We start from the raw sequence: 14,159 nt of genomic DNA, 5'->3' as shown, positions 1-14,159 counted from the left end.
GGGCAAGATTACCGGGCCAGGGTATCCAGGACGCGCGCGGCCAGCCCGGAATCGGCGCCGTCGAACCAGTGGATCCGCTGGTCGCGCCGGAACCAGGAACGTTGCTTGCGGACGAAGCGCCGGGTGGCCTGTGCCGTCGCCGCGGCGGCCGCCTCGAAGTCGCCTTCGCCGTCCAGTTCGGCGAGCACCTGCTGGTAGCCGAGCGCCCGCGCCGCCGTCTTCCCCTCGCGCAGGCCCCGCTTCTCGAGCTCGCGCACTTCGTCGACCAGGCCGGCGGCGAACATCCGCGCCACGCGCTCGTTGACGCGCTCGTCGAGCTCCTCGGGCGCCCGGTCGACACCGATCACGACCGTGCCGTAGCGGGCGGGCCCCGGCGCGGGCAGGTTCGCCGAGAACGGTTCGCCGGTGATCTCGATGACCTCGAGGGCGCGCACGATCCGGCGCGTGTTGGTCGGCAGGATCTTGGCGGCGGCCACCGGATCGCGCTCACCCAGCCGGGTGTACAACGCGGGCGTGCCGAGCTGCTCGGCTTCCGCGTCGAGCCGGGCCCGGACGGCCGGGTCGGTACCCGGGAAGCGCAGGTCGTCGAGCACGGCCTGGACGTAGAGGCCGGACCCGCCGGCCAGCACCGGGACCCGGCCGCCGGCCAGCAGCCGCTCGATCTCGGCCCGCGCGTGCCGCTGGTAGGCCGCGACGGACGCCGTCTCGGTCACGTCCAGGACGTCGAGCAGGTGGTGGGGGACGCCGCGGCGCTCGGCTTCGGTGGCCTTGGCGGTGCCGATGTCCATGCCCCGGTAGAGCTGCATCGCGTCGGCGTTGACGACCTCGCCGCCGAGCGCGCGGGCCAGGTCCACGGCCAGCGCGGTCTTCCCGGTGGCCGTCGGCCCGACCACCGCGACCGGGACGGCGGGGCTGTTCACGGCGGCTGACGATACCTGCGGGCCGATCGAGAGCGTCCACCGGAAGTAGGATCACGAGCTTCAGGTGGCCCATCCAGTACCACGGTGCGCGCTGAGCTGCTTGAATGCCGCGTGGGGCCGTAGCATCCGAGCACGGCCCGTGACGACCGCATTACCCGGCCCCGCTTCGCGGCGGGGCGCCCGCAACCGCGGGCGTACAGGCGATAAGGAGCCTGCGATGGCCCAGGAGAACACTTCCACCGGTACCCCGGCCCCGCACCCGGTGCCGCACGCGCTGCACGCCGGGCACGCCGCCCCGCCCGTGCCGCCCGCCGAACCCACCCCGTCGACCTGGGGCCGGATCGACGACGAGGGCACGGTCTACGTCGTCACCGCCGAGGGCGAGCGCGCCGTCGGCGTCTGGCAGGCAGGCACCCCCGACGAGGGCCTCGTGCACTACGCACGCCGCTTCGACGACCTGCGCACCGAGGTCGAGCTGCTGGAGACCCGGCTGATCTCCGGGGCCGGCGATCCGAAGCACGCGCTGTCGAGTGCCACCCAGATCCGGGACGGGCTGCCCGAGGCCGCCGTGGTCGGCGACCTGGCCGCGCTCGCCGCCCGGCTGGAGTACGTCATCGCCCACGCCGAGAAGGCGCTGGCCAGCGCGAAGGCGGAGCGCGAGGAGGCCCGTGCCGCGGCGATCGCCCGCAAGCAGGAGCTCGCCGAGGAGGCCGAGAAGATCGCGGCCGACTCCACCCAGTGGAAGGCGGCGGGCGACCGGCTGCGCACGATCCTGGACGAGTGGAAGACGGTCAAGGGCGTCGACCGCAAGACCGACGACGAGCTGTGGAAGCGGTTCTCGAAGGCCCGCGAAGCGTTCAACCGCCGCCGCGGGTCCCACTTCGCCGAGCTGGACAAGCAGCGCGCGTCGGCCAAGCAGCGCAAGGAAGAGCTGATCGCCGAAGCCGAGGCCATCAGCGAGTCCGAGGACTGGGGCGAGACGGCGGGTCGCTACAAGGACCTGATGACCGAGTGGAAGGCGGCCGGCCGGGCGCCGAAGGACAGCGACGAGGCACTGTGGCAGCGCTTCCGCGCGGCCCAGGACAAGTTCTTCGCCCGCCGGTCCTCGGTGTTCTCCGAGCGCGACGCGGAGTTCACGCAGAACGCGGCCCGCAAGGAAGAGCTCCTGGTCGAGGCGGAGAAGATCGACGCGGCGGCCAACCTGGAGGCGGCGAAGAACGCGCTGCGCCGCATCCAGGAGCAGTGGGACGAGATCGGCAAGGTCCCCCGCGAGCGCATCCGCGAGCTGGACGGCCGGTTGAAGGCGGTCCAGGACGCGGTCAAGTCGGCGGAGGATTCGCGCTGGCGGAAGACGGACCCGGAGGCGCAGGCCCGCGCGGCCCAGTTCCGCGAGCGCGTGGAGCAGTACGAGTCCCAGGCGGCGAAGGCCCGGGCGGCCGGGGATGAGCGGCGGGCCAAGAAGGCGGATGAGCAGGCGGCTCAGTGGCGCGAGTGGCTGCAGGCCGCCGAGGCGGCTGTTGCGGACCGGTGAGGTTTGTGGGTTTTGAGGTTTGTGGGTGTTGATCGCTGAGGTTCGCGGGCCGGTGTGGTTCGCCAGCCGCGGAGGCGGCGGTACGAATCGCTGAAGTTCGCGATCAGCTGAGGTCGGTTTTTCGCGGAGGCCCTTCTTACCGGCTGTTGTGGCTGGTGGGGAGGGCCTTTTGCGGTTTGCCCACAGGGTCGTCGTGTTGTGGACAAGGCAGCCGCTCAGGCGCGTTTCCGGGCGGTTCTGACGGTGGCCGCCGATACGCTGGAAGCGGGGGCAGCCCCCAGGGAGGGCGGGCCGTGCCGCCGGGCCGCGCTTAGCCGGGTTTCGCCAGGTCAGGCCCCGGCGGGCCGAGCCACGCCGGGCGAGCCAAGCCGAACCGAGCCAGGCCGGGCGAGCCAAGCCGAACCGGGCCAGGCCGGGCGAGCCATGCCGAGGCGCGCCACGCCGGGCCGGGCCAAGCCGGGCGGAGCGGAGCCGGGCCGCGCGAGCCAGGCCATGTCAAGCCGAACCGCGCCAAGCAGGGCCGGGCCGCGCCGGACCGGACCGCGCCGAGCCGGATCTCGCTAGGTCAGGCCCGCTGAGCCACGCCACGCGAGCCAAGGCAAGCCGGGCCGGGCAAGCCGGGCCGGGCCGGGCCGGGCCGGGCCGGGCGAGCCAGGCCAAGCCAGGCCAAGCCAGGCGGAGTCGGGCCAAGCCAGGCGGAGCCGATCCGCGCTACGCCGGGCGAGCCAAGCCGACCGCGCCCAGCCTCGTCAGGCCAGGCAAGGCGTCGCCAAGCCGAGCGTGGCCGGGCCCAACCGCGCCAAGTCTCGCCAGGGCCAAACCGGGCCGCGCCTCCCCTGTCCAGGCCGAACCACGCCAAACCAGATCAGACCGAGCCACACAGAGCCGTACGGGGCCGACCGTTGTGCAACCCGGCCCACCCGAAGGGGTTCGGTCACCGCCCCGACCGGGGGTTACCGCGCGCTTTCCGGCCCGCCCGGTGCTGCACTTCGATCATGACCAGGACATCCCGCAACACCAGCCGCATCCTCTCCGCGCTGGTGATCAGCGTCGCCCTCGGTGGGCTCTCCCCCGCGCTCGCCGTCCCGGCCGGGGCCGCTCCGCACTCCTCCGGCGTCGAAGCCGGCAAGGGGAAGGTGAAGGTCGAGGGGAAGCTCGGCAAGGACCACGTCAAGGTCAACGAGAAGGTCGACCTCAAGGGCAATCTGCAGGTGCTCGACGCCGCCCGCTCCGAACAGTCCGTAGAAACCGTCATCGTGCAGCAGCTGCAGGCCGGCGCCTGGGTGAACATCGCCGACACCACCTGCCGGCCGAATGGCGGCTTCCGCTTCGACCTCAGCTTCAGCCTGAGCGCCACCGTCTCGCTGCGGCTCTACCACCCCGAGACGACCCTCTACGCCGCCGCGTACTCGGCGAGCACCCTCACCCTGCGCGTCGGCTGAACCCGGTCCCCGCCGGTGCTCAAGATCGGGAAAACGCCGTGCGCATCCACTGGACCGCCAGGCAGATCATCGCGATCCAGGCGATCACCATGCCGAGACCCGGGCCGCCACCCGCGGAGCCCGGGGCGTGGGATGACTGCTGGGACCAGATTGCCAGCAGCCCGTCCACCGAGGCGAACCAGCCGCCCGCCGCGCAGACCCAGGCCAGCCACCAGCGCCGCGTCACCAGGGCCAGTGCCGAGCCCAGGATTCCCACGCCCGTCGACGTCGCCGCGAACAGCTGGGGGATGCCGCCGCCCTCGCCGGCCAGGACCTGCCAGCCCGCGTGGTCGCCCACCCACGGCAGGATCAGGCAGATCAGCAGCACGAACGCGAACACCGCGATGGTGAACCCGCGGCGGCCCAGCTCCACCGTGCGGGACGCGCGCTTGCCCGCTTCGTCGATCTCGGCCGCCAGCTCGGCCAGCTCGCCGTTGCCACGGGACTCGGTCACAGCGCACACCCACTCACCGGTTCGGGCTGGGCGGCCGGGGCACCGAAGCCCGGCAGGCCCAGCGTGACGCCGCTCGTCTTCGGCCGGAGCCCGGCCTCCGCGTTGTCGCCGGCGCGCGTGCGCCGGTGGGACAGCAGGTCGCCGTCGGCCACCAGGTGGTGCGGTGCGCCGTAGGTGACGACCGTCTCGACGACGTCGCCGGGACGGACAGCGCGGTCGACGTGGGCGCCGGCCGGGGTGAAGTGCACCAGCCGCCCGTCGCGGGCGCGGCCGCTCATCCGGTGCGTCTCGGCGTCCTTGCGGCCCTCGCCCGCGGCGACGAGCAGCTCGACGCGGCGGCCGACGATCTTCTTGTTCTCTTCCCACGAGATCGCGTTCTGCAGCTCGACCAGGCGTTCGTAGCGCTCCTGCACGACCTCCTTCGGCAGCTGGCCGTCCATCGTCGCGGCCGGCGTGCCCGGGCGCTTCGAGTACTGGAAGGTGAACGCGCTGGAGAAGCGGGCCTGCGCGACGACGTCCAAGGTGGCCTGGAAGTCCTCCTCGGTCTCGCCCGGGAAGCCGACGATGATGTCGGTGGTGATCGCCGCGTCCGGCATGGCCGCGCGGACCTCGTCGAGGATGTTCAGGAAGCGCGCCGAGCGGTAGGACCGCTTCATCTCGCGCAGCACCCGGTCGGACCCGGACTGCAGCGGCATGTGCAGCTGGTGGCAGACGTTCGGGGTCGACGCCATGGCGTCGATGACGTCGGAGGTGAAGGCGGCCGGGTGCGGCGAGGTGAACCGGACGCGCTCGAGGCCGTCGACGGTGCCGCACGCGCGCAGCAGCTTGCCGAACGCCAGCCGGTCACCGAATTCGACGCCGTAGGAGTTGACGTTCTGGCCGAGCAGGGTGACCTCGAGCACGCCCTCGGCGACGAGCGCCTCGACCTCGGCGAGGATTTCGCCGGGGCGCCGGTCGCGTTCCTTGCCGCGCAGGGCGGGCACGATGCAGAAGGTGCAGGTGTTGTTGCAGCCGACCGAAACGGACACCCAGCTCGCGTAGGACGATTCGCGGCGCGCGGGCAGCGTCGAGGGGAAGGTCTCGAGCGATTCGAGGATCTCGACCTCGGCCTCGGCGTTGTGCCGGGCCCGCTCGAGCAGCGTGGGCAGCGCCCCGATGTTGTGGGTGCCGAACACGACGTCGACCCACGGCGCCCGCTTGACGATCTCCCCGCGGTCCTTCTGCGCGAGACAGCCGCCGACGGCGATCTGCAGGTCGGGATTCGCGACCTTGTCGGGGCGCAGGTGCCCGAGGGTGCCGTACAGCTTGTTGTCCGCGTTCTCCCGGACGGCACAGGTGTTGAACACGATCAGGTCCGGCTTGGCCCCGGCGGTGGCCGGAACGTAGCCGGCGTCCTCGAGCTGCCCGGCGAGCCGCTCGGAGTCGTGCACGTTCATCTGGCAGCCGAAGGTGCGGATCTGGTACGCCCTGGGTGCCTGGTTCTCGGTCATCGTCGTTCAGGGTAACCCTCGCCTGACCAGCGACACCTCCCACCCGCCCGACCGTTGCCGGGCACCGCGCCGCGGGCCGGCCGCAGGCCGGGAGCTTCACCGCCCGTCCGTCACAGGCGAGGACAGCACGATGGGCCAGCGACGTTTCGGCTTGGTCAGCCGGTGCCACCAAGCCGCGGCCGCCCCATCGAGCCGGGCCACCTCGATGCCGCCGGCCGCCAGCTCGGTTGGCCCGCACGATCGGGCCAAGTCCCGGGCGTCGCGGTCCAGGCGGCCGCGCAGGCGGTGGTGGCGGGTGGTGAGCCGTCCGGCGGCGATCATCCGGGCGAGGTGCACGAGCACCCGGGCCGCAGCGGGCCCCGCCCTGAGCTGGCGGTGGGCCGCAGCCACGAGCGCGCTCGCCACGAACTCGGGCGGCAGCGTCAGGGCCAGCCGATCCGCCAGGGCCGAGAGCTCGGCTTGCGAAGGGGAACCGCCGAGCAGCAGGGTCAGCTGCAATTCAGCGGACAGCGGGTTCGGAGTACTCGGGTGACGGCGGGACAGCACCTCGCCCACCGGCCCGCAGGGGGTCGCCTCCACGAGGTCGCACACCTGCTTCGTGAGGGGGTTGCGGAACCGCGGGGCCGACATCGCTTCATCGATCACGCCTTCCAGCGCCGCCCGCACGACGTCCGACCACCTGGGGCTCCGCCGGCCGTCACCCGGCAGGCAGCTCGCGAGCAGCGTCAGGCGTTCCCCGTTGCCCAAGCGATCCGCGTAGGAGGCCAAGAACTCGTAGCCGGCATCCGGCTCGAGCTCTTGCAGAACACCGGTGGCGAAGGCCGGCACCGCCTCGACGTCGATCGCACCGAGCAGCTCGCGCAACGGCTCCACCCGGCGCAGGTGCGGTGCCGCCGCCTGGCCGAGCTCGGGCTCGGCGCTCACCAGTGCCCCCAGGTCGATCACCGGGGTGGTCCGGCGCAGCACCTGCGCGAGGATCCGGCCGCGAACGGCGCGGCCGAGACCGGTCCCGTTCAGGCTGAGCAGCGGATCGCGAGCGGCCTCGGCCGCGAGCCCGGTCAGCACTTCGTCGTCGCAGGTATCGGGATCGGGCAGCCCCTTCAGCACGGCGACCGCGCCGGGCGCGTCCAGCTTCATCGACGCTTGCCGGGCGGCCCATTTGCGGCACAGCGCAACGCAGACAGCGGGCACCAGCGCCGGTAGTTCGGTCTCGAGCCGCTGGAGCGTCGACGCGAGAGCGCGGGTGTCCTGACCGGCGAGGATTTCGGTGACCACCTCGTCGCCCAGCTTCCCCGCGCAACCGGCGGCACACGCCTGGCCGAGAGCCGGCCAATGCAGCGCCTCCCCGGCGACGACGGCGCGCGCCAAAGCGGTCACACCGCGCTCGACACGGGCAAGCTGGGTGATCCCCGGCGCCGACGCCAACGCCGTACGCAGCTTCGCTCGGTCGATGTCGCCGTCCACCAGCAGGCTGTGGAAGGCGAGCACCGAATCGGCGAGCGCACCGAAATCCACGCCGCGACCGGCATCCGGCACGACCGACCGTCCGATCGAGGTCGCGGCCTGATCGACCCGCGCCGGCGACACGACGATCCGCGCCGCCTCCGCCGCATCGGTGTCACGGTGCGGCGAGCCGAAGACGAGCGACGCGGGCGGCGGCTGACTGGCCGGGTCCATCCCGACGATCTCGAACCGGGCCGCGGTATCCCGTGACTCGTAGCTGGAGAACGAGATGTCGTCGGCGAGCCACGGCACCCGTTCGGCCAGTGCCGCCACGATCGCGACCGCCACGTCCGGCGATTGCCTGATCGCCACCGGCCGCCCCCGGCGCGCCGAGAAAAGCGCGGCTGCCAGGAGTTCGGGCGTTTCCGCGAGGTCGAGGCTTCCCGGCTCGATCCCGGAAAGCGTGACTTTCGGCAGTACCTGGTCCGGTGCGGCAGCTCCGGTCCACCACCAGGGCGAGCGGAAGCGGCCGAGCAGCTCGCGGGCAGGCAGCATCGTCCGGGGCCCGGCGACGATGTGGGCGGCGAAGTTGCCGGGCCTGCCGAAGGCGTCGGTGCCGGTGTAGACCTTGTGGAAGACGTACCTCGTGTCGTCACGGTCGGTCCAGCCGAAGGAGACCGGAGCTTCGCCTCGATCGCGGGCGCCGGTGGGGGCTCGATACCGGCAGAGTTCGAGTGCCTCGCTCCGGCGGCGGTTCGTCTTGTCGAGCAGCGCCGGGGTCGCGGCCACCACCTGGAACCCGAGCCTGTTCTCGGTGCCGTGCCGGGCCCAGGTGAACCAGAGCTGCTCGAGCTGCGCATCCGTCATGAGCCGACGATCGGAGAGAGGTGATCGAGGACGTTGACCAGGGGCTCCAGGCACCGGATGGGGTCGGGAGGCCCGTCGAGCGTCCCGTCCGGCCTCGGGGTCCGGCCGAGTGCGCTGACGGCGTTGTAGGACACCTTCGCCATTCGCCTGGTGGCGGAGAGGAGGTCGTGTGCACCGAGCTCGGTCAGCACCTCGCGGACCTGCCGGCCGATCTGGTCCATTTCGGCGTTCCACCCGGCCCAGCCGGCGGCGCGATGCCGGGCGAAGACCAGGTCTTCGCGCCCGAGCGCGGTCGCCAGGACGTCAGATTTGGACAGTGTCACCGCGATGGGAACTCGCGCCCGCGCCTCCTCGGCGAGGTCGGACACGTACGCCGCGAGCAGGTTCGCCTGGTTCGGCTGCCGTACCGCGGCGTCCGGAAGGTGCTTCATCGCGCTGCGCACCCGCGGGAAGGACATCGGGTCCACGAGGAAGATCACGCCGTCCGCCCGCCGCACGAACGACGCCGCGTGGGCGCGGCCGGCCCGATCGACGAGCACCTCGCCCGAGACGTCGTGGAAGAGCAGCAGGCAGGGCTTCTGCCCCTCGTAGGTGACCTGGAAGACCAACGGGACAGCTTCGCCGGGGTAGGTCGTGTCGAGCATCGCGCTCTCTTCGAACACCGGCGCGAAGTAGTCGGTGTCGAAGCGTTTGGCGGTTGCCTCGTCCGGCAGGAACTCGACGCAGTTGTGGTCGACCAGGCCTTGCCGGGTGTAAGCCTCGTTCATCATGCTGGTCAGGTAGTGCGACTTGCCCGCACTGCTGGTGCCGACGACCGCGATCACGTAGATCTCGCGATCGTCGATCCCCTCCGGCAGGGGGTGGTTGCACCCGAGGCACAGCCGTGCGGGCAGGTCCTCCGGGGCCGCGACTTCGGCGGGGTGCGCGAGAACCCGCGGGTAGAAGTGCTTGCGCATCCAGTTCACCGTGCCCGCCGACGCGGAGCCCGGCGGCGGGGCCAGCACCGGGTACCGCGATCGGTCCGCCTCCAGCCACCCGCGGATCGGCGTCCCCGACGGCATCACGCCGTCTTTGGCTTCAGCGATGGTGTAGGGGTTGGTCCCGACGATCGGCAGCTCGCCCAGCATGGAGACCTTGCCGCAGTACGGGCACTTCCGGCGATCAGACGGACTGGCCACGGCTGTCCCCTTCGGTCCGCCTCGGCCGAGCACCGGGCGGCGCCTCGGCCACCTCGACCGGCCGCGCTCGCAGCTTGACGGAAATCATCGCGCCGAGCCGGCCCGGCCGCGGCTGCTTTCCCGGCTCGTACTTCAGCACCACGTAGAGAAGAATGCCGACGACGAAAGAGATGTTCGGGATCGCGGACGCGCCGAGCTCGAGCCCCTTCGCCTTCACGGCAATCGCGTAGATCGCCGCGAATTGCGTTGCCGCCAGGGTGCCGACAAATGCCATCACCCGGATCGCCAGGTTTTCACTACGCCGCACCGAATAGCTCAGATACCGGCCCATGACCACCCCGAAGGTGGCGGGGACCGCGGCTCCCGCGACCTTTGACAGCGTGCCGGCAAGATCGGTGTTCGACAGGGCGTTGACGGTGAATTCGGCGAACCCGAGGCCCGCCGCCTGCGCGCCGAGCACCACCATGGCCCCGCAGAACAACGCACTGGCCCGGATCGCGCGCTCCAACGCGTTGTCCGTCCGAAATGTGACCAGCACGCTCGAAGCGATGAAGACCAACATCGAGCCGAGTAGCATCACATGCAGGAGGATATTCAGGAAAGTGGCCAAGGAGTCTCGCCTCCACTCGTTTTGTCGAGCTAGGGATCGCGACCCCTTGAACCGCTGTTACCACCTTCACTCGATCAGCCTATTTCGCATTCTTGGTGGCGGTGATTTTCGCCCTTGGTGGCACGACATCGGGATGAACGAGTGACGACCTCGGCCGACTGGAACCCGGAAAGGTGGTCGCGCAACCTCAATGCGGTTGGAAGAACTCAAGCCAGCCGCGGCTCGCGTTCGCCAAGTGAGGCGGGGCTGCGTCACACACTCCGGGTCGGCCAGGGCTCGGCCGCGCTGCCGCCAGCGGGGACGGGACCGCCCCTTGCCGCCAGGCCCCAGGGCGGCTCCTCGACGAAATGCGTAACTCCCTTACCTCGGCTGAAAGAACTCGAGCAACCGACGGCTCGCATCCGAAGACATCAGCAACTCCTGCATTCCCGCCGACATCCGGGCCGCCGCTTCCGTTCGCTCGAACATCTCCTTCTCGTACTCCGCCACCGCCACTCCGAAATCGGCCGGGTGGGCTGCCAGGGACAGGGCGAGGAGGGCGCCGTCCAGGAGGGCCATGTTTGCTCCCTCTCCCACCGGGGGCATCAAGTGCGCCGCGTCGCCGACCAGCGTGACTGTGGGGGATGATGGCCAGGTCAGGCCCGGTGGGAGCGTCGCCAGTGAGCGGGGCACGAAAGTGTCGTCGGATGCGGCGATCAGGGCCGTGATGCCGGGGTCCCAGCCCGCCAGGAGCTCGATCAGGCGGGCGCGGGCCGCGGGTGGGTTGTCGAACGGGATGCCGCTTGTGGCGAACCAGTCTTCGCCCGTGTTGTAAAAACTGATGCCGATGCGGACGCTACCGTCGCCGTTGCGTTGCGCGGCCAGGGACTTGCCGTCGCCGAACACCCAGTAGTTGCCGCGGCCGACCATGGCCGCCAGGTCGGGGTGGGTGCGGTCGATCTCGGAGATCGCGAGCTCGACCGCGTTCTGGCCGAGGTGCTCCGGGCGGGCGTCGGTGACCAGGCCCCGGACCCGGGAATTCGCGCCGTCGGCTCCGACCAGCAGGTCGTAGCGTGCGCTGGTGCCGTCGGTGAAATGCAGGACGCCCTCTTCGGCGTGGTCGAACGCGTGCCCCCAGCGGACCGTTCGCTCGGGCAGCGCGTCCAACAGCAGGTTGCGCAGGTCGGTGCGGTCGATCTCGGGGCGGGCCATCGGGGCGTCGTCCGGCGTGTCCTCCTGCAGCAGCAGGGTGCCGTCCGGCTCCAGGAGACGCATGTCCTGCCCCTCCCGGCGGGCGACCGCCAAGAACCGGTCGAGCAGACCGGCTTCGCGCAGCGCCCGCTGCCCGGAATGGATGTCGAGCATGCCGCCCTGGCGGCGGGCGCCGCGCGAAGCGTCACGTTCGTACACGACGGCCTCGATGCCGTGCACGTGCAGGACCCGGGCGAGCGCCAGGCCGCCCATGCCGGCTCCCACGATGGCGATGGTCATGGTCATGGATTCCCCCTCTGATACGCCGTACGTCTCGATACAGTGTATCGCGGGAGGCGATGTATTGTCACGCCCATGTTGGTGTGGGAACGACCGGAGCCGGCGAGCCGGCCGGCGCCGGCCCCGCTGAGCCGGGACCTGATCGTCCGGACAGCGGTCGAACTGGCCGACGAAGCCGGCTTGGACGCGGTGTCGCTGCGCAAGATCGCCGCCGCGCTGGACGTCGGGCCGATGCGGCTGTACGGCTACATCGACACGAAGGAGGAGCTGCTCGACCTGATGGTCGACGCCGTGCACGCCGAGATCCGGCCGGTCGGGGACGGGTGGCGCGAAGTGCTGACGTCGGTGGCCGAGGCCACCCGGCAGGCCGCGTACCGGCACGAGTGGTTCGCCGACCTGATCGGCGGCCGGCCCCAGCTCGGCCCGAACGCGCTGGCCCGGGGCGAGGCGGTGCTGGCCGCGCTGGACGGCGTCGACGTGGACGTGGTCATGCCGGTGGCCGCCGCCGTCGACGCGTACGTGATCGGCGCGGTCCGCCGGGAAATCGCCGAGCGGCGGGCCGAGCGCACCAGCGGGCTGGACCAGCGGGAGTGGCAGCGCACCCACGGGCCCTACCTGGTGCGGATGTTCGCCACCGGCCGGTTCCGCGCGCTGGAGACGGCCGTCCGCGACGCCGCCCACCTCGACGCCGACGAGACCTTCCGCCTCGGCCTCGGCTTCCTCCTCGACGGCATCGGGGCGGGCATCGGGGCGGACATCGGGGCGGACACCGCCGCCGAGTAGCTACTCCCCGGCGCCGGTCAGCATGGCGACCATGCCGTGCGGGGCGTCGTCGCCGAACATGATCGCGTAGATGTCGACGTCCTCCGCTTCCGCGGCGGCACGCGCGAACATCGCCCGCTCGAACTCGGCCAGCGCCGTCTCCACGTCACCGGGGTGGGCGGCCAGGGCCCGGCCGAGTTCGGCACCGTCCAGCATGGCCAGGTTGGCCCCTTCACCGTTCGGGGGCATCAGGTGGGCCGCGTCGCCGAGCAGGGTCACCCCCGGCACGCGGTCCCAGCGGTGCCCGGCCGGCAGGGTGGCGAGGCGGCGCAGCACCGGCGGGGTGTCGCTTTCGGTGATCAACGCGGTCAGCTCGGGCGCCCAGCCGGCGAACTCCTCGGCGACCCGCGCCGTCACGGTCGCCGCGTCGGCCCCGGCCAGCCAGTCCTTGGGCTTGAACAGCTGCGCGTACGTGTGCAGCGTCCCGCCGCTTTCCCGGTGCGCGACGAACCCCTTGCCGGGCGCCAGCGCGTAGAGCGCGCCCGCGCCGACCACCTTCGCGGCGGCGGGATGGCGGACGTCGCCGTCGAAGAGGAACGTCTCGACGACCGACACGCCGACGTACTCCGGGGTGGCCGCGGAGACGAGCGGACGGACTTTCGACCACGCGCCGTCCGCGCCCACCAGCAGGCTCGTGCCGAAGCTGGTGCCGTCGGCCAGGCGCACTTCGTGGCCGCCGTCGCCGAGGGCCCGCACCCCGGTGACCTTGTGTCCCCAGTGGACGGTGCCGGGTGGCAGCGAGTCGAGCAGCAGCTGCCGCAGCTCGCCGCGCTGCACTTCGGGGCGTTCGCCGGTGCCGTCGTCGGGCTGGTCGAGCAGCACGGTGCCGTGGCGGTCGACCACGCGCGAAGACTCACGGCCCGGCAGGACGAGCTTGCGGAATCCCTCGGTCAGGCCGGCCGCCTCGAGCGCCGGCTGGCCGTTCCACGGGTGGATGTCGAGCATGCCGCCCTGGCGGCGGGCGGCCGGGGAGGCGTCGGCCTCGTGCACCTCGACCGGGATGCCGTGCAGGTGCAGGACGCGGGCCAGGACGAGGCCGCCGAGGCCGGCTCCGATGATCGTGACAGTCATGGTTTTCCTCCGATTGGATCGTCGTTCCAATCGTCACGCTAGCACGAGTTTGGATCGACGTTCCAACCGTGCGATGATCGGCACATGGCGAACCGAGCCCAGCGGCGCACGGACGGGCTGTCCAAGGAAGTGATCGTGCAGGCGGCGGCCGCGATCCTGGACGAGGGCGGCGAGGCCGCGCTGACGTTCCGCGCGCTCACCGCCCGCCTCTCGACCGGCTACGGCGCGATCTACCACCACGTCGCCAACAAGAGCGACCTCCTGGCGGCGGCGACCGACGCCGTCATCGCCCGCGTCATGGGCGACGCCGTGGCCGGCGGCGAGCCGCGGGAAGCGCTGCGCACGGTGTCGCTGGGCCTGTTCGACGCGATCGACGCCCACCCCTGGGTCGGCGCCCAGCTGTCCCGGGAGCCGTGGCGGCCCGCGCTCCTGGAGGTCTACGAGCGCATCGGCGGGCTGCTCGAGGCGCTCCAAGTGCCCGAGCAGGCGTTGTTCGACGCCGCGGGCGCGCTGGTCAACTACGTCCTCGGCGTCGCCGGGCAGAACGCCGCCAACGCCCGGCTCCTCGCCGCCGACGAGGGCGACCGCGACGCCTTCCTGGGCGCGGTCGCCGCCCGGTGGGCGGCGCTCGACCCGGACGAGTACCCGTTCGTGCACCGGGCGGCGACCCAGCTCCGGGAGCACGACGACCGGGAGCAGTTCCTCGCGGGCGTCGACATCTTCCTGGCCGGGATCGCCTCCCTGCGCTAGCTAGCTGTGATGTCCGGGGACGTTGTTCCGAGTTGAGGTGACCCGGTAATGGCCTGTCGTGCTGACAGGTGA

The 14,159-nt window shown here is 71.7% G+C and carries 12 protein-coding genes; 4 read left to right on the top strand and 8 right to left on the bottom strand.

Going from position 1 to position 14,159, the window contains the following annotated elements; genetic code table 11:
* Positions 1-8: 8 nt before the first annotated feature.
* On the bottom strand, positions 9-920 hold the full coding sequence (gene miaA / locus C2L58_RS39945) for a tRNA (adenosine(37)-N6)-dimethylallyltransferase MiaA (RefSeq protein WP_103342813.1): 912 nt from the start codon (positions 918-920) through the stop codon (positions 9-11).
* A gap of 217 nt (positions 921-1,137) precedes the next feature.
* On the opposite strand from miaA, the gene C2L58_RS39940 reads away from it, so the two are divergent.
* Both C2L58_RS39940 and C2L58_RS39935 read left to right on the top strand, forming a co-directional pair.
* Complete coding sequence (locus tag C2L58_RS39940; protein ID WP_103342812.1) at positions 1,138-2,451, top strand: DUF349 domain-containing protein; 1,314 nt, start codon at positions 1,138-1,140, stop codon at positions 2,449-2,451.
* A 995-nt stretch (positions 2,452-3,446) separates the two neighbouring features.
* Entirely contained in the window at positions 3,447-3,893 is a 447-nt protein-coding gene (locus C2L58_RS39935) for a hypothetical protein (RefSeq protein WP_103342811.1), read from the top strand.
* A 19-nt stretch (positions 3,894-3,912) separates the two neighbouring features.
* Here C2L58_RS39935 and C2L58_RS39930 read toward each other — a convergent pair whose 3' ends face one another.
* The 6 genes from C2L58_RS39930 to C2L58_RS39905 form a co-directional block, all read right to left on the bottom strand.
* Complete coding sequence (locus C2L58_RS39930) at positions 3,913-4,386, bottom strand: Rv2732c family membrane protein (RefSeq protein WP_103342810.1); 474 nt, start codon at positions 4,384-4,386, stop codon at positions 3,913-3,915.
* A complete protein-coding gene (miaB, locus tag C2L58_RS39925; RefSeq protein WP_103342809.1) occupies positions 4,383-5,876 on the bottom strand; it encodes a tRNA (N6-isopentenyl adenosine(37)-C2)-methylthiotransferase MiaB in 1,494 nt (497 codons plus the stop codon). The genes C2L58_RS39930 and miaB overlap by 4 nt, the downstream gene beginning before the upstream one ends.
* A 96-nt stretch (positions 5,877-5,972) precedes the next feature.
* Complete coding sequence (locus C2L58_RS39920) at positions 5,973-8,186, bottom strand: GAP1-N2 domain-containing protein (protein WP_103342808.1); 2,214 nt, start codon at positions 8,184-8,186, stop codon at positions 5,973-5,975.
* Entirely contained in the window at positions 8,183-9,364 is a 1,182-nt protein-coding gene (locus C2L58_RS39915) for a TRAFAC clade GTPase domain-containing protein (RefSeq protein WP_146073770.1), read from the bottom strand. Before C2L58_RS39915 ends, C2L58_RS39920 begins: the two co-directional genes overlap by 4 nt.
* On the bottom strand, positions 9,348-9,974 hold the full coding sequence (locus tag C2L58_RS39910; protein ID WP_103342806.1) for a hypothetical protein: 627 nt from the start codon (positions 9,972-9,974) through the stop codon (positions 9,348-9,350). The genes C2L58_RS39915 and C2L58_RS39910 overlap by 17 nt, the downstream gene beginning before the upstream one ends.
* 360 nt (positions 9,975-10,334) lie before the next feature.
* Positions 10,335-11,444: an FAD-dependent oxidoreductase gene (locus C2L58_RS39905; protein WP_103342952.1), complete on the bottom strand. Its 1,110-nt coding sequence runs from the start codon at positions 11,442-11,444 to the stop codon at positions 10,335-10,337.
* 75 nt (positions 11,445-11,519) lie between these two features.
* Between C2L58_RS39905 and C2L58_RS39900 the strand changes: the two genes are divergently transcribed.
* Positions 11,520-12,227, top strand: coding sequence for a TetR/AcrR family transcriptional regulator (locus C2L58_RS39900; protein WP_103342805.1), 708 nt, complete (start codon positions 11,520-11,522; stop codon positions 12,225-12,227).
* Here C2L58_RS39900 and C2L58_RS39895 read toward each other — a convergent pair whose 3' ends face one another.
* Entirely contained in the window at positions 12,228-13,337 is a 1,110-nt protein-coding gene (locus C2L58_RS39895; RefSeq protein WP_103342804.1) for an FAD-dependent oxidoreductase, read from the bottom strand.
* Between the two features lie 84 nt (positions 13,338-13,421).
* Here C2L58_RS39895 and C2L58_RS39890 point away from each other — a divergent pair, with 84 nt between their 5' ends.
* Positions 13,422-14,087: a TetR/AcrR family transcriptional regulator gene (locus C2L58_RS39890; RefSeq protein ID WP_103342803.1), complete on the top strand. Its 666-nt coding sequence runs from the start codon at positions 13,422-13,424 to the stop codon at positions 14,085-14,087.
* Positions 14,088-14,159: the final 72 nt, after the last annotated feature.

It is taken from the genome of Amycolatopsis sp. CA-126428, from assembly GCF_002904335.1.
Classification (GTDB): domain Bacteria; phylum Actinomycetota; class Actinomycetes; order Mycobacteriales; family Pseudonocardiaceae; genus Amycolatopsis.
The sequence above is the reverse complement of the archived record's forward strand: the minus strand, read 5'-3'. Positions and strand labels throughout refer to the sequence as shown.